The organism is Bacillus sp. FJAT-44742, from assembly GCF_002797315.1.
Taxonomy (GTDB): domain Bacteria; phylum Bacillota; class Bacilli; order Bacillales; family Marinococcaceae; genus Thalassorhabdus; species Thalassorhabdus alkalitolerans.
Window position 1 is genome coordinate 371133 of record NZ_KZ454936.1, and the last position, 18777, is coordinate 389909.

Annotated in this window: 13 protein-coding genes, 17 tRNA genes, 2 rRNA genes and 1 other annotated feature (1 of these 33 cut by a window edge); of the genes, 28 read left to right on the forward strand and 4 right to left on the reverse strand. The window is 45.0% G+C overall.

Annotated elements, in window-relative coordinates; translation table 11 throughout:
* Positions 1 to 278, forward strand: a sequence feature (mutual gap in cmsearch alignment for this rRNA model is longer than 100); it begins 1004 nt to the left of the window's first position.
* Positions 279 to 519: 241 nt separating this feature from the next.
* The 19 genes from CEF17_RS01830 to CEF17_RS01920 all read left to right on the forward strand — a co-directional run bounded on the left by CEF17_RS01830 (position 520) and on the right by CEF17_RS01920 (position 5660).
* A 23S ribosomal RNA gene (locus CEF17_RS01830) occupies positions 520 to 3460 on the forward strand.
* 79 nt (positions 3461 to 3539) lie between these two features.
* Positions 3540 to 3656: ribosomal RNA gene (gene rrf / locus CEF17_RS01835) — 5S ribosomal RNA — on the forward strand.
* 10 nt (positions 3657 to 3666) lie between these two features.
* A tRNA-Asn gene (locus CEF17_RS01840) sits at positions 3667 to 3741 on the forward strand.
* Between the two features lies 1 nt (position 3742).
* Positions 3743 to 3835: transfer RNA gene (locus CEF17_RS01845), tRNA-Ser, on the forward strand.
* A 20-nt stretch (positions 3836 to 3855) separates the two neighbouring features.
* A tRNA-Glu gene (locus CEF17_RS01850) sits at positions 3856 to 3930 on the forward strand.
* Between the two features lie 7 nt (positions 3931 to 3937).
* Positions 3938 to 4013 (forward strand) — tRNA-Val (locus tag CEF17_RS01855).
* A 16-nt stretch (positions 4014 to 4029) separates the two neighbouring features.
* Positions 4030 to 4106: transfer RNA gene (locus CEF17_RS01860), tRNA-Met, on the forward strand.
* Positions 4107 to 4280: 174 nt separating this feature from the next.
* A tRNA-Met gene (locus CEF17_RS01865) sits at positions 4281 to 4357 on the forward strand.
* A 170-nt stretch (positions 4358 to 4527) separates the two neighbouring features.
* A tRNA-Asp gene (locus tag CEF17_RS01870) sits at positions 4528 to 4603 on the forward strand.
* A 5-nt stretch (positions 4604 to 4608) separates the two neighbouring features.
* Positions 4609 to 4684, forward strand: a tRNA-Phe gene (locus CEF17_RS01875).
* A gap of 12 nt (positions 4685 to 4696) precedes the next feature.
* A tRNA-Thr gene (locus CEF17_RS01880) sits at positions 4697 to 4772 on the forward strand.
* Between the two features lie 129 nt (positions 4773 to 4901).
* Positions 4902 to 4987 (forward strand) — tRNA-Tyr (locus CEF17_RS01885).
* A 10-nt stretch (positions 4988 to 4997) separates the two neighbouring features.
* Positions 4998 to 5071, forward strand: a tRNA-Trp gene (locus CEF17_RS01890).
* Positions 5072 to 5087: 16 nt separating this feature from the next.
* Positions 5088 to 5163, forward strand: a tRNA-His gene (locus CEF17_RS01895).
* A 7-nt stretch (positions 5164 to 5170) separates the two neighbouring features.
* Positions 5171 to 5245 (forward strand) — tRNA-Gln (locus CEF17_RS01900).
* Between the two features lie 4 nt (positions 5246 to 5249).
* Positions 5250 to 5324, forward strand: a tRNA-Gly gene (locus CEF17_RS01905).
* A 46-nt stretch (positions 5325 to 5370) separates the two neighbouring features.
* Positions 5371 to 5445, forward strand: a tRNA-Cys gene (locus CEF17_RS01910).
* Between the two features lie 15 nt (positions 5446 to 5460).
* A tRNA-Leu gene (locus CEF17_RS01915) sits at positions 5461 to 5549 on the forward strand.
* 26 nt (positions 5550 to 5575) lie between these two features.
* Positions 5576 to 5660 (forward strand) — tRNA-Leu (locus CEF17_RS01920).
* Positions 5661 to 6016: 356 nt separating this feature from the next.
* Here CEF17_RS01920 and CEF17_RS19800 read toward each other — a convergent pair.
* On the reverse strand, positions 6017 to 6289 hold the full coding sequence (locus CEF17_RS19800) for a hypothetical protein (RefSeq protein ID WP_157842894.1): 273 nt from the start codon (positions 6287 to 6289) through the stop codon (positions 6017 to 6019).
* 181 nt (positions 6290 to 6470) lie between these two features.
* Positions 6471 to 6725 (reverse strand): hypothetical protein, encoded by a 255-nt coding sequence (locus tag CEF17_RS20250; protein WP_198508858.1) that lies wholly within the window; start codon positions 6723 to 6725, stop codon positions 6471 to 6473.
* 163 nt (positions 6726 to 6888) lie between these two features.
* Between CEF17_RS20250 and CEF17_RS01930 the strand changes: the two genes are divergently transcribed.
* The gene (locus CEF17_RS01930) at positions 6889 to 8313 is read left to right on the forward strand and encodes a YfcC family protein (protein WP_232725389.1); all 1425 of its coding nucleotides are present in this window, start codon (positions 6889 to 6891) and stop codon (positions 8311 to 8313) included.
* A gap of 92 nt (positions 8314 to 8405) precedes the next feature.
* Here CEF17_RS01930 and CEF17_RS01935 read toward each other — a convergent pair whose 3' ends face one another.
* On the reverse strand, positions 8406 to 9404 hold the full coding sequence (locus tag CEF17_RS01935) for a L,D-transpeptidase family protein (RefSeq protein WP_100398053.1): 999 nt from the start codon (positions 9402 to 9404) through the stop codon (positions 8406 to 8408).
* A 545-nt stretch (positions 9405 to 9949) separates the two neighbouring features.
* On the opposite strand from CEF17_RS01935, the gene CEF17_RS01940 reads away from it, so the two are divergent.
* The 7 genes from CEF17_RS01940 to CEF17_RS01965 all read left to right on the forward strand — a co-directional run bounded on the left by CEF17_RS01940 (position 9950) and on the right by CEF17_RS01965 (position 16411).
* Positions 9950 to 11206, forward strand: a complete 1257-nt coding sequence (locus CEF17_RS01940) for an L-lactate MFS transporter (protein ID WP_100398054.1) — start codon at positions 9950 to 9952, stop codon at positions 11204 to 11206.
* Positions 11207 to 11274: 68 nt separating this feature from the next.
* The gene (gene fdhF / locus CEF17_RS01945; protein ID WP_100398055.1) at positions 11275 to 14274 is read left to right on the forward strand and encodes a formate dehydrogenase subunit alpha; all 3000 of its coding nucleotides are present in this window, start codon (positions 11275 to 11277) and stop codon (positions 14272 to 14274) included.
* On the forward strand, positions 14246 to 14749 hold the full coding sequence (locus CEF17_RS01950) for a helical membrane plugin domain-containing protein (protein WP_054636666.1): 504 nt from the start codon (positions 14246 to 14248) through the stop codon (positions 14747 to 14749). Before fdhF ends, CEF17_RS01950 begins: the two co-directional genes overlap by 29 nt.
* A 65-nt stretch (positions 14750 to 14814) precedes the next feature.
* A complete protein-coding gene (locus CEF17_RS01955) occupies positions 14815 to 15036 on the forward strand; it encodes a heavy-metal-associated domain-containing protein (protein ID WP_054636667.1) in 222 nt (73 codons plus the stop codon).
* 30 nt (positions 15037 to 15066) lie between these two features.
* Positions 15067 to 15201, forward strand: a complete 135-nt coding sequence (locus CEF17_RS20805) for a hypothetical protein (RefSeq protein WP_269758211.1) — start codon at positions 15067 to 15069, stop codon at positions 15199 to 15201.
* Positions 15202 to 15327: 126 nt separating this feature from the next.
* Entirely contained in the window at positions 15328 to 15852 is a 525-nt protein-coding gene (locus CEF17_RS01960) for a hypothetical protein (protein WP_054636668.1), read from the forward strand.
* Positions 15839 to 16411, forward strand: a complete 573-nt coding sequence (locus CEF17_RS01965) for a hypothetical protein (RefSeq protein ID WP_100398056.1) — start codon at positions 15839 to 15841, stop codon at positions 16409 to 16411. Before CEF17_RS01960 ends, CEF17_RS01965 begins: the two co-directional genes overlap by 14 nt.
* A gap of 473 nt (positions 16412 to 16884) precedes the next feature.
* Here the strand turns inward: CEF17_RS01965 and CEF17_RS01970 are convergent, their stop codons facing one another.
* Positions 16885 to 17550 (reverse strand): B3/B4 domain-containing protein, encoded by a 666-nt coding sequence (locus tag CEF17_RS01970; RefSeq protein WP_100398057.1) that lies wholly within the window; start codon positions 17548 to 17550, stop codon positions 16885 to 16887.
* Between the two features lie 95 nt (positions 17551 to 17645).
* On the opposite strand from CEF17_RS01970, the gene queG reads away from it, so the two are divergent.
* Positions 17646 to 18767, forward strand: a complete 1122-nt coding sequence (gene queG, locus CEF17_RS01975; RefSeq protein WP_100398058.1) for a tRNA epoxyqueuosine(34) reductase QueG — start codon at positions 17646 to 17648, stop codon at positions 18765 to 18767.
* Positions 18768 to 18777: the final 10 nt, after the last annotated feature.

Sequence of the window (18777 nt, forward strand, 5' to 3'; positions counted from 1 at the left end):
GCGAGGTTTAGCCAATCCCAAAAAGCCATTCTCAGTTCGGATTGCAGGCTGCAACTCGCCTGCATGAAGCCGGAATCGCTAGTAATCGCGGATCAGCATGCCGCGGTGAATACGTTCCCGGGCCTTGTACACACCGCCCGTCACACCACGAGAGCTTGCAACACCCGAAGTCGGTGAGGTAACCTTTTAGGAGCCAGCCGCCGAAGGTGGGGCAGGTGATTGGGGTGAAGTCGTAACAAGGTATCCCTACCGGAAGGTGGGGATGGATCACCTCCTTTCTACGGAGTAATTTTTTCCGAATCGACGACTAGGACCTTCGGGTCCTGGCCGGACGTTTTGACTTTCATTCGGTTTTGAGAGGATAACTCTCAAAACAGGAACTTTCCTTTAGGGAAAGCACGTCCTGTGCTTCATCGTTCTTTGAAAACTGGATAACAGAAGAAATAGAGCCAAAAATCACACCGGAGTTTCATGAAAGTGGAACTTTCGAGGCGTGACTTAGAAACAAACCACCTAATAGGTTAAGTTAGAAAGGGCGCACGGTGGATGCCTTGGCACTAGGAGCCGAAGAAGGACGCGACGAACAGCGAAATGCTCCGGGGAGCTGTAAGTAAGCTTTGATCCGGAGATATCCGAATGGGGGAACCCCCTATCCGTAATGGGATAGGATCTGCACCTGAATCCATAGGGTGTAAGAAGGCAGACCTGGGGAACTGAAACATCTTAGTACCCAGAGGAAGAGAAAGCAAATGCGATTTCCTGAGTAGCGGCGAGCGAAACGGAAACAGCCCAAACCAGGGTGCTTGCACCCTGGGGTTGTAGGACACTCCATTGGAGTTACAAAGAAACGAAGTAGGCGAAGCGGTCTGGAACGACCTGCGAGACAAGGTAAGAGCCCTGTAGCCGAAACTTCGTTTCCTCCGGAGTGGATCCTGAGTACGGCGGGGCACGTGAAACCCCGTCGGAATCCGGGAGGACCATCTCCCAAGGCTAAATACTCCCTAGTGACCGATAGTGAACCAGTACCGTGAGGGAAAGGTGAAAAGCACCCCGGAAGGGGAGTGAAAGAGATCCTGAAACCGTGTGCTTACAAGTAGTCGGAGCCCGTTAATGGGTGACGGCGTGCCTTTTGTAGAATGAACCGGCGAGTTACGATCCCGTGCAAGGTTAAGCTGAAGAGGCGGAGCCGCAGCGAAAGCGAGTCTGAACAGGGCGCCATAGTACGTGGTCGTAGACCCGAAACCGTGTGATCTACCCATGTCCAGGGTGAAGACAGGGTAACACCTGTTGGAGGCCCGAACCCACGCAAGTTGAAAATTGCGGGGATGAGGTGTGGGTAGCGGTGAAATGCCAATCGAACTCGGAGATAGCTGGTTCTCCCCGAAATAGCTTTAGGGCTAGCCTCGAGTTAGAGTCCTGGAGGTAGAGCACTGATTGGACTAGGGGTCCCTACAGGATTACCGAATTCAGTCAAACTCCGAATGCCAGAGACTTATTTCTCGGGAGTCAGACTGCGAGTGCTAAGATCCGTAGTCAAGAGGGAAACAGCCCAGATCACCAGCTAAGGTCCCCAAGTATACGTTAAGTGGAAAAGGATGTGGAGTTGCTTAGACAACTAGGATGTTGGCTTAGAAGCAGCCATCATTGAAAGAGTGCGTAATAGCTCACTAGTCGAGTGACTCTGCGCCGAAAATGTACCGGGGCTAAACGTATCACCGAAGCTGTGAATGAACACCATCAGGTGTTCGTGGTAGGGGAGCGTTCAAAGGGCTGAGAAGCTGGATCGTGAGGACCAGTGGAGCGCTTTGAAGTGAGAATGCCGGTATGAGTAACGAAAAGAAGGGTGAGAATCCCTTCCGTCGAAAACCTAAGGTTTCCTGAGGAAGGTTCGTCCGCTCAGGGTTAGTCGGGTCCTAAGCCGAGGCTGAAAAGCGTAGGCGATGGGAAACAGGTTGAAATTCCTGTACCACCTCCTCACCATTTGAGTAATGGGGGGACGCAGAAAGGTAGGGTAAGCGCGCTGTTGGATATGCGCGTCCAAGCAGGTAGGCTGAGAAGCAGGCAAATCCGCTTCTTGTAAGGCTGAGCTGTGATGGCGAGGGAAATCATAGTACCGAAGTTCCTGATCCTACACTGCCAAGAAAAGCCTCTAGCGAGGTGAGAGGTGCCCGTACCGCAAACCGACACAGGTAGGTGGGATGAGAATTCTAAGACGCTCGGGAGAACTCTCGTTAAGGAACTCGGCAAAATGACCCCGTAACTTCGGGAGAAGGGGTGCTCTCTAGGGTGTTAAAGCCCCGGAGAGCCGCAGTGAAAAGGCCCAAGCGACTGTTTATCAAAAACACAGGTCTCTGCGAAGCCGCAAGGCGAAGTATAGGGGCTGACACCTGCCCGGTGCTGGAAGGTTAAGAGGAGAGGTTATCCCCTTCGGGGAGAAGCTTCGAATTGAAGCCCCAGTAAACGGCGGCCGTAACTATAACGGTCCTAAGGTAGCGAAATTCCTTGTCGGGTAAGTTCCGACCCGCACGAAAGGTGCAACGACTTGGGCACTGTCTCAACGAGAGACCCGGTGAAATTATATTACCTGTGAAGATGCAGGTTACCCGCGACAGGACGGAAAGACCCCATGGAGCTTTACTGTAGCTTGATATTGGATTTTGGTACAGCTTGTACAGGATAGGTAGGAGCCTTGGAAACCGGACCGCCAGGTTCGGTGGAGGCGCTGGTGGGATACTACCCTGGCTGTACTGAAATTCTAACCTCGGACCGTGATCCGGTTCAGGGACAGTGTCAGGTGGGCAGTTTGACTGGGGCGGTCGCCTCCTAAACAGTAACGGAGGCGCCCAAAGGTTCCCTCAGAATGGTTGGAAATCATTCGAAGAGTGCAAAGGCAAAAGGGAGCTTGACTGCGAGACCTACAAGTCGAGCAGGGACGAAAGTCGGGCTTAGTGATCCGGCGGTACCGTATGGAAGGGCCGTCGCTCAACGGATAAAAGCTACCCTGGGGATAACAGGCTAATCTCTCCCAAGAGTTCACATCGACGGGGAGGTTTGGCACCTCGATGTCGGCTCGTCGCATCCTGGGGCTGAAGTAGGTCCCAAGGGTTGGGCTGTTCGCCCATTAAAGCGGCACGCGAGCTGGGTTCAGAACGTCGTGAGACAGTTCGGTCCCTATCCGTCGCGGGCGCAGGAAATTTGAGAGGAGCTGTCCTTAGTACGAGAGGACCGGGATGGACACACCGCTGGTGTACCAGTTGTTCCGCCAGGAGCATAGCTGGGTAGCTACGTGTGGACGGGATAAGTGCTGAAAGCATCTAAGCATGAAGCCCCCCTCAAGATGAGATTTCCCATAGCGCCAAGCTAGTAAGACCCCTTGAAGATGACAAGGTTGATAGGTCTGAGGTGGACGCGTGGCGACACGTGAAGCTGACAGATACTAATCGGTCGAGGGCTTATCCTAACACAAATAGGTGGGCGCCTCGGTGATATACTCTATTTCTTCTCTGTTATTCAGTTTTGAGAGAACGATGTTCTCTATGTCTGGTGGCGATAGCGAAGAGGTCACACCCGTTCCCATGCCGAACACGGAAGTTAAGCTCTTCAGCGCCGATGATAATTGGGGGGCAACTCCCTGTGAAAGTAGGACGCTGCCAGGCTTTCCAATATTCCACAGTAGCTCAGTGGTAGAGCTATCGGCTGTTAACCGATCGGTCGCAGGTTCGAATCCTGCCTGTGGAGCCACGGAGAGCTGTCCGAGTGGCCGAAGGAGCACGATTGGAAATCGTGTAGGCGGTTTAAACCCGTCTCGAGGGTTCGAATCCCTCGCTCTCCGCCATTTTGGATATTGTAGATAGTGGCCCGTTGGTCAAGTGGTTAAGACACCGCCCTTTCACGGCGGTAACACGGGTTCGAATCCCGTACGGGTCACCACTTATTTGGAGGATTAGCTCAGCTGGGAGAGCACCTGCCTTACAAGCAGGGGGTCGGCAGTTCGATCCTGTCATCCTCCACCATATTTTTTAATAATATCGCGGGATAGAGCAGTCTGGTAGCTCGTCGGGCTCATAACCCGGAGGTCGGAGGTTCAAATCCCCCTCCCGCAACCAAAATAATTCCCGCTACTACGTCGAGAGACCTCAGCGGCAAGGGAATATCATTAGTGCCCGCCAGGGTGCAACCAATTAAGTTTTTGCTACAACGTCGAATAAGCGTAAAGCAAAAAAAATAAGTAGTGCTCGAAAGAGTGCAACCAAGTATTTTCACATCTATATTTATAATATCGCGGGATAGAGCAGTCTGGTAGCTCGTCGGGCTCATAACCCGGAGGTCGGAGGTTCAAATCCTCCTCCCGCAACCAATTAAATTTTTGCTACGACGTCGAATAAGCGTCAAAGCAAAAAAACATGAGTAGTACTCGGAAGAGTGCAACCAAAAAAATTCCCGCCAGGGTGCAACCAATTAAGTTTTTGCTACGACATCGAATAAGCGTCAAAGCAATAAAACATAGGAATGCAAACAAATTAATAGGGGCCTGTGGTGTAGCGGTTAACATGCCTGCCTGTCACGCAGGAGATCGCGGGTTCGATCCCCGTCAGGCCCGCCATTTAAGGCTCGATAGCTCAGTCGGTAGAGCAGTGGACTGAAAATCCACGTGTCGGCGGTTCGATTCCGTCTCGAGCCACCACTTTCATAGTAGGCCGGTCTAGCTCAATTGGTAGAGCAACTGACTTGTAATCAGTAGGTTGGGGGTTCAAGTCCTCTGGCCGGCACCACTTTTACTATAAGCATATTGGAAACAAAGTGATTAATGTTATTATAAGTAAGCCAGTTTATAGTAAATCTACCAAGAAATACACTTGACGATAAAGTAAATGTTTTGTAATATATTTATTGTCCCTTTTGGAGGGGTAGCGAAGTTGGCCAAACGCGGCAGACTGTAAATCTGCTCCCTCTGGGTTCGGCGGTTCGAGTCCGTCCCCCTCCACCATCTATTTAATAGGGGTATAGTTTAATGGTAAAACGAAGGTCTCCAAAACCTTTGATGTGGGTTCGATTCCTACTACCCCTGCCATTATCTTACTCATATGGCGGTTGTGGCGAAGTGGTTAACGCACCGGATTGTGGCTCCGGCACTCGTGGGTTCGATTCCCATCAATCGCCCCATAGATTTTGGGCTATAGCCAAGCGGTAAGGCAGCGGATTTTGATTCCGTCATGCGCTGGTTCGAATCCAGCTAGCCCAGCCATTTCGCGGAAGTAGTTCAGTGGTAGAACACCACCTTGCCAAGGTGGGGGTCGCGGGTTCGAATCCCGTCTTCCGCTCCATTTTCATATTGTATAGTCCTTGTGCATATAATGAAAACATGCACATGGCGGCATAGCCAAGTGGTAAGGCACGGGTCTGCAAAACCCTTATTCCCCGGTTCGAATCCGGGTGCCGCCTCCAACTTAGGTAACAGCTGCCGGGGTGGTGGAATTGGCAGACACACAGGACTTAAAATCCTGCGGTTGGTTTCAACCGTGCCGGTTCGAGTCCGGCCCTCGGCACCATTTATTTAACTGAATATGTATATTAAGCCGGTGTGGCGGAATTGGCAGACGCGCACGACTCAAAATCGTGTTCCTTATGGAGTGTCGGTTCGACCCCGACCACCGGTACCATACATATTACATAACTCTTTAAGTCAAGGCTTCTCACAATAGTGGGAAGTCTTTTTTGTGGGTCCGGAGTGTCTGGCAGCTATGTGGTGAAAGTCCACTACGGCATGGTAATGGGAGTCGTTAGCGAATGGGAAGGGTGTCCAGTGCGACCCGGAATCTGAAGAAAGCCGGACGTAATCACACGCGGTAACGAACAGAAACAGGATACAAGGCTGAAGCGGAAAGGATGAGTTTGCACAACAAGATAAAATCCTACATTGCCCGAACTCCGCACAGTAAATACCGCACCCACGGGTGGAAAGCGGTCAGACTTACCCGGGGAGGTCTTATCAGGGTTTCTACGAAGGAGAAATTCCTTACAGGGATAACGATGCCAGCGATGGGATTGTGAATGATAAGAAGTCAACAGAGACCATAGTAGTCACATACACTTCGTAACGAAGGGTCGAACAATAAGAATCACTGACAAGCTTGGAGGTGTGGAGAATGCAACGAGCAAAGACAACATCGAAAGATGGATGCCTGCGGGAGGGTACGCTGGAAGCGAAGAGTAATGCTTGAGTGTGCAGTGTTCTTCGCGGCTGGGTTGCATACCATGGGGGATCTCCAGGATGATGAACTATGTTCATAATATCTCCCAGTGGGTGAGAAGAAGGATCAGACAGTTAATCTGAAAAAGGTGGAAGAAAGTGAAAACCAGATATCGAAGTTTGATCAAGCTGAAAGTTCCCAGAGATAAGGCATGGGAATGGGCTAATACCCGCAAGGGCTACTGGTGAATATCAAAGTCCTTTATTCTACATCGTGCCATCACAAAAGAAGTCCTGCAAAAAGCAGGACTTCTAAACATGGAAGCTTTTTATAAGAAAATGCATGAAAGGCATAACCGCCGTATACGAGATCCGTATATACGGTGGTGTGAGAGGATGGAGAGGCAAACCCTCCTCCTACTGCTTCATTTGATTCCATTTTAAACGTTTCAAAGTGAATCATTAAGTATAGTGGGTACAACACCCCATAACTAAAATGAGAATTTATAAATTTCCATGTGAGGAAATCTGACATCTGTAGACCCTGGAAAATAGGCAAATGTGTTTTTTTATATATAATTATTCTAAAAAATATCAAATATTTTGTTTAAAGTGTACAATGACTTTCGTTTTCCCCCCCAGTATTATGAACACTAATCAAGGATAACAACTTTAGACTTCTACTGGGGGATATAGAAATGAATACAGAAAGTGAAACAAAAAGTGAAACAAAAAGAAAAAAGTTTCAGATGCCGCACATCTATGTTATATTGTTCATTCTTATGGCTCTTGCAGCTATTTCAACACATCTCATTCCTGCTGGTGAGTTTGAACGGATTACTGGACCGGAGGGAAGGGAGTCTATCGATCCAGAATCGTATACTCAGGTAGATGCATCACCTGCTGGTGTTGAGGAATTCATGCTCGCCATACCAAGAGGATTAGTGGAAGCAGGAGAAGTAGTCTTTTTTACTCTTATTATTGGCGGCATGTTTATGGTTCTTCGTAAAACCGGCATTATTGAAATAGGGGTAAACAAGCTGACAACAGCTTTTTCAACGAAAAGTACTGCAGTAATTCCGGTTCTAATGATCGCTTTTGCTGCCGTCTGCGGAGTTATCGGCACACAGGAGCTAAGCTTAGTGTATGTTCCAGTTATTATTCCGCTTTTAATAGCTTTAGGCTATGATTCTATGGTGGCAGCAGCTGTAGCTCTTATAGCAACGACTGCTGGGTTTATGACCGGATTTCTTAATCCAATTAACACGGGGCTTGGACAGCAAATAGCGGAAGTCCCTTTGTATTCAGGAATAGAGCTTCGGCTGATAGCTCTTGTAGTTATCTTAGGAGTGGGGATTATCTATGTCATTCGTTATGCTAAAAAGGTACAAGCCAATCCAGAAAGCAGTCTGGTCTATGAAGAAGATAGAGAAAAACGTGAAACTTACTCAAATCCTGATGAATCAAAAAGTAGAAGATTTACTCCAAGGCAGAAAGGAGCTGGCGTCTTTTTAATTGGCTTTTTTGCCATTCTGATATATGGAGTCATTGCTCAAGGATGGTTCATGCTGGAAATGTCAGGCCTTTTCATTGTTATGGGAATTGTGGTAGGTATGGCAGCCGGTTTAACAGCAGCTCAGGTTTGTGAAGGCTTTAATCAAGGATTTCGCGAGGTATTAGTGGGAGCAATTATCGTTGGAGTCGCAAGATCAGTAGCCGTTGTTATGGAGGACGGCCAGGTGATGGATACGCTCATTTATAACTTAGGAGCAGTGGTAGGTCAATTTCCTGGAACCTTAAGCGCAATAGGGATGTTTATGTCTCAACTACTGTTTAACTTCCTCGTACCTTCTGGCAGCGGACAGGCTCTGGTAACGATGCCTATTATGGCTCCTCTTTCTGATATGATTGGGGTGACCAGACAAACTGCTGTACTTGCCTTTCAATTTGGCGATGGCTTAGGAAACATTCTTTTTCCTACTTCAGGTTATTTTATGGCTACTCTTGTTCTGGCAGGGGTAAGCTGGCATAAGTGGGTAAAGTTCTATTTTCCTTTATTCTTAATATGGGCCGCGATTGCAGCTGTATTTCTCATTATCGCCCAAGTCATTCAATGGCAGTAACCTTACGCCCTAGAAAGAAAGAACAGCCTTTTTGATAGATTATTAAAAAATTATATTAAAACCCGTTCCTGATTATGGGAACGGGTTTGTTTTTATTTACTGTTAATTACTTTAATAGTCTGTGGTCCGGCAACGCCATCGACTTTCAACTTGTTGGCTTTTTGGAAGCTCTTCACTGCCGCTTCTGTGGCAGGACCGAATTTCCCGTCAGCACCTCTTGTGTTAAAGCCAAGACTGGTCAGTTTCTGCTGAAGCTTTTTCACTTCGCTTCCGCTGCTTCCTTTTCTTAGTGTACCGCTTTTAATTTGAGTGGAAGTGGATGGAGACTTATTGACGGTTTTACTCTGGTTTGCTAAAAGGTTTTTCGTCTGAGTGCCTACAACCCCATCGGCTTTGAGCTTATTAGCCTTCTGGAACTTTTTCACAGCATCCTCGGTTCCTTTTCCAAATATGCCATCTGCAGAAACCTTGTAACCTGCAGCACTCAACTGTCGTTGAATTTCTTTTACTGCTTCTCCTTTGCTTCCTCGTTTAAGTGTTCCGCTTGTAGTGCCTCCTGGACTGGAAGGGCTGCTGCTTCCATTTATTTTGTACCCATTATTCTTTGCAATTGTATCAAAAGACTGGCTGGATGTAGTAATGACAACAGGAGTGTTTACTTTTACCCGGCTGAAAAGCCATTCCACTTCATTGTTATGCATTCTGACACAGCCTGCGCTTGCATAAGTACCAATGGAAGAGGGATTGTTATTTCCGTGGATGGCATATGTGTTTCCGTTGGTTCCTCTGGCGTTAAGGCCAATCCAGCGCTTTCCTAAAGGGTTTTTTGGATCGCCGCCGGCAATATTGCCTTTATAATACGGGCGGTTCACAATTTTATTGACTACTTTGTGTTTTCCTTCAGGTGTTAAATTAGAACTCCGTCCGGTAGCTACACTGAACGTCCGGACTAATTTGTTGCTTTCATAAAATGCGAGCTGATTCGTTGCTTTGTTAATGACAATCATTTGACCAGTAGATGCTGATGTAGTTGGAACTTGCCACAGTAAAAACAGAAGTCCAACCAGTATGCAGGCGAGAACCTTTTTCAACCTACACCCCTCTTTTCCTATTTAATAACCACACGTCAATGTATGCATAAAGGCAGATAGAATTGTCATTTTACTAAAATAAAATAAAAACTATATAAAGAACAAAAGCATAAAAGTCACAAGGAAGGATTCTTCTGTCATTAAGGGGCGTTCGATTTAGGAAAATGAAGGGATTGATTCATGGTAGCTGCTCCTTTCTAAGGGTGATTCTATCACTTTTGTTCTACAACAAGAACTGAACAAGTTCATTATATGGCACAATATGAGCAACTTCAATGAAAAAAATAAGTTAAAAATCTAGTGGTTTTTGCAAAAATTTACAAGGCGCAGCGGGGATTTTAGCTTATTATGGTTATTAAAAAGAAAAAAGAAGAATCCTGAAAGCATGAAACGAGACCCAGCCTCTAATGAAAGGAGGCTGGGTCATTTATGTTACATCTATGTTACAAATGAGAGTGGTGCCAGGCACCCTATATTGGGTAATTTTTATGTTTTTGGTTACTCTATGAAGACTTGATAATTCTTTTATGGAAGGAGTTCATGTTATGAAGCAAAAAAACCGGTGGTTGATTGCGTTGTCTGCTGTATTTATACACCTCTCCATTGGATCTATTTATGCGTACAGTGTGTTCCAAACCCCCTTGTATGAGGAACTGGGCTGGGGCGGGGCAACAGTGACGATAGCCTTTACGCTGGCCATCTTTTTCCTTGGCATTTCAGCTGCCTTTTTTGGAAGGTTTGTTGAAAAACGTGGTCCCAGGGTATCGGCCTTTTTAGCAGCTGTTCTATTTGGTGCAGGCTTAATTGGCGCAGGATTTTCCATAGGAATCGGATCGTTATATGGCTTTTATTTTACCTACGGGATCCTTGGAGGGATCGGTCTTGGCATTGGATACATCTCTCCGGTGTCTACTCTGGTGAAATGGTTTCCTGACAGAAGGGGGCTTGCTACAGGGATGGCGGTGTTTGGTTTTGGAGCAGGCTCTTTAATTGCCAGTCCAGTAGCTGCAAGGCTCATTGAAGGAATGGGGGTGGCCAATACTCTGTACCTGTTAGGAGCTGTTTACTTTGTTTTGATGTCTCTGGGCGCATGGTACATTGCCCGGCCTCCAGAGGATTGGATGCCTGCAGCAGCTAAAGAGAAAAAAGACGACGGCGAGGTTGAAAAAAGAGAAGATCTGGCTCAGTTAACAGCTAATGAAGCCATAAAAACAAAACGTTTCTGGCTGCTATGGTGGATGATGCTTATAAATATATCCGCAGGAATCATGTTAATTGCTGTGGCTTCACCTATGGCTCAGGAGTTAGTTGGAATGACGGCTATGGCAGCTGCTACTGTAGTTGGGGTTATGGGGCTCTTTAATGGTGGTGGTCGTATTATTTGGTCTACTCTTTCGGATTATATCGGGAGGCCTAATATATTCTTAATTTTCTTCGGTGTTCAGCTGGTTTCCTTTATGATCCTGCCCATGGTGGGTAATGCTCTTATCTTCCAGATTTTAATGTACCTTATTGTTTCTATATACGGAGGAGGCTTTGCCACACTGCCGGCATTTATAGGTGACATGTTTGGTACAAAACAGCTTGGAGCCATACACGGTTATCTCCTGACTTCATGGGCAGTGGCGGGTGTTGTAGGCCCTATGATTGTTTCATTTATAAGGGAAGCGACAAACGCTTATACTACGACCTTCTATGTCTTTGCTTTTTTAATTGCAACTGCTCTTGGTACAGCCTTTTTGATCAAGCGGGATATTCAAGGAATTCAGAAAGAAAAGCTGAAATTAGCAAATCAGAGCTGACAGCTTTCATTGTATAATGCAAAAAAAACAGGGAAATATTTTACTAAGAAATTGTTGGAAAGCAGGTGATGAGACTGGACAGTCAGACTTTTTCCATACAAATCAACGGTGAAGAGTTTACGGCAAAACCAGGCCAGTCAATCTTTGAGGCAGCAAAGTACGGCGATCTGTATATTCCTGCCATTTGCTCCTCACAGCCTGATTTAGGCTTTGGAGTTATTGAAACATGTGATACCTGTTTTGTTGAAGTAAACGGAGAACTGAAACGTTCCTGTTCGACAGAAGCAGCACCTGGAATGGTGGTTAAAACGGTCTCTGAAAAGGCAAAGGAAGCTCAGGAAGAAGGTATGCAGCGAATCCTAAAAAACCATGAGCTGTATTGCACAGTATGTGATAACAACAATGGTAACTGTGTAGTGCACAATACAGCAGAATATTTAGAAATTGAACACCAAAAGTATGAATTTAAACCAAAACCTTATCCTCCTGATAATTCACATCCTATGTACCGGTATGAGCCTGACCAGTGTATCCTTTGCGGCCTTTGTGTAGAAGCTTGCCAGGACTTACAGGTGAGTGAAGTGCTTAGCATTGACTGGAAGCGGGAAACCCCACGTGTCATTTGGGATAATGACGTTCCCATTGATCAATCGTCTTGTGTGTCGTGTGGTCATTGTGTCACTGTCTGTCCATGTAATGCCTTGATGGAAAAATCAATGCTCGGGGAAGCTGGATATATGACAGGGATGCCAAAGGATGTTCTTGGCCCGCTTATTGAAACAACCAAAGAGGTAGAGCCGGGATATCAAGAGATCTTTACAATGTCAAACATTGAAGCAACGATGCGTGAGGATCGGATAAAACGCACCAAAACAGTTTGCACCTACTGCGGGGTAGGTTGCAGCTTTGAAGTATGGACGAAGGAAAGAGATATTTTAAAAATCCAGCCTCAGCCTGATGCACCTGTCAACGGTATTTCGACGTGTGTTAAAGGAAAATGGGGATGGGATTTTGTAAACAGTGAAGAGAGGCTTACCAAGCCTTTGATTCGAAAAGAAGGAAAGTTTGTAGAAGCTACCTGGAATGAAGCATTAACGCTCATTGCTTCTAAATTTACTGAATTAAAGGACACGTATGGCCCAGATTCCATGGGGTTCATTGCCTCCTCTAAATGTTCGAATGAAGAAAATTACCTTTTTCAAAAGCTTGCCCGCGGGGTAATGGGCACAAATAATGTAGATAACTGTTCCAGGTACTGTCAGTCCCCGGCGACAGCGGGACTTATGAGGACAGTTGGGTACGGAGGGGATGCAGGAACCATAGAGGATCTTAAGACGACTGACTTAGTCTTTGTAATTGGAGCAAATCCTGCTGAATCACACCCTGTTCTTGCAACGAGGATAAAAAGAGCCCATAAGCTTCATGGGCAGAAATTGATTGTCGCTGATTTAAGAAAACATGAATTAGCTCAGATGGCAGATCAATTTCTCCATCCAGTTCCATCTTCAGATTTAATATGGATCTCTGCGGTGACAAAGTACATCATCGATCAGGGCTGGGCGGATGATGACTTTATCAAGAACAGGGTTAATAATTTTGACGAATACGTCGATTCTTTAGACAAGTATACGTTAGAATATGCTGAACAAGAAACCGGATTAAAGAAAGAGGAGCTTATTGAATTAGCGACTACGATCAATGAGGCTGAAACGATGTGCATATGCTGGGCGATGGGGGTTACACAGCATATTGGAGGCACTGAAACGAGTACAGCCATCTCCAACCTTTTGTTAGTAACCGGAAATTACGGCAAGCCAGGTACAGGGGCTTATCCGTTGCGAGGACATAATAACGTTCAAGGAGCCTGCGATTTTGGGACGATGCCGGCTTGGATGCCAGGTTATGAGCCTGTGGAAAATGAAGAAATAAGAGCAAGGTATGAAAAGGCATGGGGTGTTTCACTGCCTCGAAAACCAGGTTTAAACAACCATCAAATTGTTGAAACCATTCACAGTGGGAAAGTAAAAGGAATGTATTTATTCGGTGAAGAGATGGGTCTGGTTGATGCCAATATTAATCACGTACATGCCGCTTTTGAAAAGCTTGAGTTCTTTGTAGTCCAGGATGTCTTCTTCTCCAAAACGGCCGAGTTTGCAGATGTTGTTTTGCCTGCTGCTCCCAGCCTTGAGAAGGATGGAACATTTACGAACACGGAACGAAGAATCCAGCGTTTTCATAAAGTTTTTGAACCACTTGGGGACAGTCAGCCTGACTGGAAAATATTCCAGGCCATTGCTAATCGTTTAGGGGCTAAGTGGAATTATAAGCACCCAAGCGAAATCATGGATGAGGCAGCAAGTCTGGCACCGCTTTTTGCCGGAGTGAGCTATGAGCGGCTTGAGAAATGGAACAGCCAGCTTTGGCCTGTCCAAAAAAGTGGAGAAAGTACACCTCTTTTGTACACTGAGAAATTTCCATTTGCAGACGGGAAAGCGAAGCTCTATCCTGTGGAATGGAGAAAGCCTTATGTGCCCGACGAAAAAGAGTATGATTTACATTTAAATAACGGAAGATTGCTTGAGCATTTTCATGAAGGGAACTTAACGTACAGGTCTAAGAGTATTACTCACAAAGTTCCTCAGCCTTGGCTTGAAGTGTCTCCAGAACTGGCAGAAGAACGCGGAATAAAAACGGGAGCCCTTGTTAAATTAACGTCCCCGTATGGCGAAGTGAAGATAAGAGTCTGGGTGACCGAGCATGTCTCTGGGAAAGAGCTGTATCTGCCGATGAATACAACGGATGAAATGGAAGCCGTAAACATGCTGACGAGCAGCTACCATGATAAAGTGACTCATACTCCAAACTATAAGGAAATGAGTGTCAAAATGGAGGTCATTGAAGCGGATGGGGAGTCTCCGCTCCCACGGCATAATTACAGGTTTGGTAACCGCCAGCCGCAGTTTGGAGTAAAAGTGGAAGACAAGTGGTCAAGGGACGACTTTACCCCGATTGCTGATCTTATTGAAGGAGAGGGGATGAATGATGGCCAAACAGATCACGCAAATTGAAAAGCATAATCCAAGTCAGGCAGAAGAAAGAGAAGAAGCAATCAGAACACTTGTGGACATGACAGCTGATAATCATGAGTCACTCATGCTTCTTCTGGAGGTTATTAAAGAAGTTAAGGATGCAGAAGTGTTAGATATGGCACGGGGATTTTTGAGAACCCGGGATAAAATTGGTGCCATTGCCGTAGAACAGATTAATCAGCCGAATGTGCACCGCGTGGTACAGGCAGGAACCCAGGCTTTTCAATTTTTAGGTAAAGTGGACCCGAAGGATATGGAGATATTACTTGCAGGGGTTGCTAATGGTCTTGACCGCACAAGTAAAGGGATAGAAAGCGATGAGAAGCTCTCCCTCTGGGGAATGGCAAAATCATTGAGAGATCCTGATATCAATGCTTCTATGCAAACGATGTTCGGTTTCTTAAAAGGAATGGGAGAGGCGTTGAACAACCATAAACCTGAAGCTGATCGATAAGAGGAAGAGAGCTACGATCCCACTCTCTCTGTGTTTTTCATACTTGTAGGTAAGGAGAAGTCACAATGGAAACCCAAAAGCTTGTCATAAATAATTTGAGCAATCAAGAGGATGCCCTGAAAGTGGAAAATATTCTTAGAGATGTTTGGGGCATAAGAAAAGTCAATGTAGATGTGGATAAGCAGGAAGCGGTATTTTCATATGATGAAAAAGCAGCATCATACATCGATTTTCAGCAGGCCGTTGTTGATGCTGGCTATAGAGTGGAAGGCGACGAAGGGTCTTAGAAAAACATACTTCTGAGGAGGTGCACGCCGATGCCACGGGTGTGCGAAATATGCGGCAGACGTGAGGAAGAAAGAATGGAAGAAGCAGCAGATCACGAACTTCTTGATGTATGCCACTCTTGTGCAAAAGATTTTCAGCAGCCTCATCCGGTAAGTGACTCGTAAACAAAGAAAGGACTGCACCCCACCTATAAGTTGGGGTGCTTTTATTATGTAATGATGGATGAAAAATCCACAAGAAAGTGGGACTTTGGTATAATGGCGTAAATGAATACTAAAGGGTGACTAATGGTGGATGCAAATACAGTAACCTTGCTTATTTCCCTGCTGTCTTTAACTATATCAGGGGGAGTAGCTGTTATTACATACCGGTATAATAATATCACAATAAGAAATGAGGCCAGAGTAGAACATAATAAGTTAATGCTTGAAATTGACAAGATGTACATAGAGGATCCGGATTTATGGAGTATTTATGACGATCATCCTATTTCGCAGCATATAGAAAAAACCCCGTTAAGAAAAGGAAAAAAAGAGGCTTTTATTTATTATTATATTAACTTCTTTGACATCATTTTTGATTTTTACCACAAAAAGATCTACAAGAATAAGAACGACAAAGAAGATTGGGAATCCTGGGTAGCTTTTATCAAACACTTTTTTAAAGGCTGCTCTCTGGCCAGAGGGATGTTTAAAGATTCCGCTGCATGGTATGACAAAGAATTTGCTGCCTTTGTATTATCTGTAATCAACGAAGTAGAAGAAGAGGAAAAAACAATCGCTGTAGATTGGAGCAATAAACATGACCCGGCATAATAACGGTGAAATGGTAACACCAGAAAAAGAAGACATAAATGAAATGTTAGAGCTGAACTATAAAATTTACCCAAAAGAGTGGCACGTTTCAAAAGAGTATGTCCTTTCTATTATGGAAAGAAACCCTTTTGTTTACAGGGTGTATAAAGAGAATAAACAGGTTAAAGGGATTCACAGTTTATTCCCTCTTCCCAAAACGGTGTACGAACAGGTCCTGACCGGTGAAATATCGGAAAAGAGCTTATGCGAACATATTATAGATTACAAGAAACCAGGTGATGTATATCTTTACTTGATTTCTATTATCGTTGATATTCATAGTCAAAAGGCAAAGGAATATACGAAACACCTTTTGTATGATATGGTTTCACAGCTTCATTGGATTGAGAAACAGGACCAGAACATTAAAGAGATTGGAGCTATTGCCATTTCAAAGGATGGAGAAAGGATATTACAACGTATAGGATTTTCCCACAGCCATTCACTGAAAGAGGAAGGAATATCCTACCCGGTCTTCCGATCTTCCAAAGAAAGCATTTTACAAGCTATTACTCTATAAGAAGCCAGCCTGAAGTAACATCAGGGTGGCTTTTCTTTTGTTTCCTTGCTTAGACAACCATAAAGATCCAAAGCTCTAGTCGTATAACAGTCTCTCACGGAACTTGCTTCAGAATCTAAAGCAGTATTACCGTTGGAATAACAACGGTCAACCTGGTTTATTGGGCAGTTGATCATGGTATAATGAAGAGGGTGTCTTAACAAGCCGCACAATTAGCGGTCTTATTAGACCCCTCGATATTTTTTGAGCTCATTGTGAAAAAATGGGATATGAAGGTACCTATAAATGATGTATGTTTGTACCCGAAGAGTCGTCATGCATTTTAGGCAAAGAAAACAGTGAATGAATATGAAGTGAAGGCGAAATGGCTGTCGCACTTGTACCTTTGGTGAAAGAGAGCTTCCATGCCATCGTTAAAAAAAGAGGTTGCCCAAAAAGCTTATGGGACAGCCTCTTCATAAATGAAGGTAGGACTACTCTAAGAGAAACCATTCAGCATCACCGCTATGAAGCTGGGTGAACATTTTTGCCAGAGAGCTTAACATCTCATTGGCTTCTGCAGACGCCATCGACGGCCGAAGGTAAGCAATATGTAACGCATTTGCAGTGGTATTGTCTACTTTCGTTCTTGCCGAGTCTACAATAGGACTGCCAAAGGGCCCTTGAGCATCAGCGGAGACAAGGCGGCCTTGTAAGGAATTTTCCCGGCCGTTCAGGCCTTTATAACTTTCGCCTTCATTACCAAGGCGTAATATGATAGAATCTTGAAGTTGGTCCAAATTATAAATTCCAAATGGGATTTCATATTGCAGAGAAAAGAAATTATTTAGATCCACTGCTGAGTTTATAAAGCCCATTTTCTGTTTTCGCCCTACTTTTCGAAAGAGGGCTTCATGAGACGGCCTATACCTGCCGGGATCAATGCCAAGAGTCTTGAATACCTTTCTCCATTCTTTCACGCCTTGATACCTGGTTACAGAGTCGTTTTCTAAATCAACCTGAATTTTTTCCTGAAAAAACTCGAGCCGCCCTTTTAACATTTTAGGGGACTCATCAACCACAATATCTTTATAGGTAAGGATACCGATTTTAAAATCAGGCACTCGTTTTTTGATGTCCTGGTGAATAGATATGTTCATTGCCTTCCTCCTCTTGCATTTATTTGTTGCTTAGTTTATCACAACTTAGTCCAGGCCGCCTATACAAGTGCTTTATTGAGATAGGAGTGAGAAGAATGGCAGATGCCCAGTTGAAAGAAGAAATTATTGCATATAGTAAAAAGATTGGAATTGATAAGATTGGCTTTGCTTCTGCAAATCCCTTCTTATCCTTAAAAGACAGGTTGTTAAAGCAGCAGGAGCTTGGATATCAATCTGGATTTGAAGAACCGGATATCTATAAACGAACTCACCCTGATATGGTTCTCCCGGAAGCTAAAACAATCATAGCAATTGCTTTGGCCTACCCATCAAAAATGAAAAACCCTCCAAAAAGCAAAAAAGGCGACCGACGAGGCGTGTTTTGCCGTGCTTCCTGGGGGGAGGATTATCATAGAGTATTGAAAAACAGATTAGAAAAGCTGCAGGAATTTATCCAGGAAAAAGCTCCGGCCGCCAGGATGAAATCAATGGTAGACACTGGGGAATTATCTGACCGGGCTGTGGCAGAGCGGGCCGGCATAGGATGGAGCGGAAAGAACTGCGCCATTATTACTCCGGAATTTGGCTCTTATGTTTATTTAGGAGAAATGATCACTACATTATCCCTTCCTCCTGATCAGCCAGTTACTGATCAATGCGGTTCTTGTAATAAATGTGTAGAGGCTTGCCCGACAGGGGCGTTGGTTCAAGGAGGCCAGCTTGACTCTAATAAATGTATTGCTTATCTGACACAAACAAAAGACTTTTTACCGGATCAATATAGGAAAAAGCTTGGCAATAGACTTTATGGCTGTGACACATGCCAACAGGTTTGCCCAGAAAATAAAGGGATCGATTATCATCATCAAGAAGAGTTTGAACCAGATCCTGAAATCGTTAAGCCGAAACTCATTCCCTTGCTTCAAATCAGCAATAAAGAATTTAAGAGAAAGTTTGGTCCAATTGCTGGTTCTTGGAGAGGGAAGAAACCTATACAGAGAAATGCTATTATTGCTTTAGGTCATTTTAAAGAAGAAAAGGCTGTAGACGATTTAGGGAAATTGCTTATTGATGATCCTCGTCCAGTCATTCGTGGCACTGCTGCCTGGGCATTAGGTGAAATAAATAATAGAGAGTCCAGAGATTATCTTAATCAGGCGCTTAAACAAGAAATCGACAGCAATGTAAAAAAAGAAGTTGATAATGCCCTAAAATAAGCTAATATAG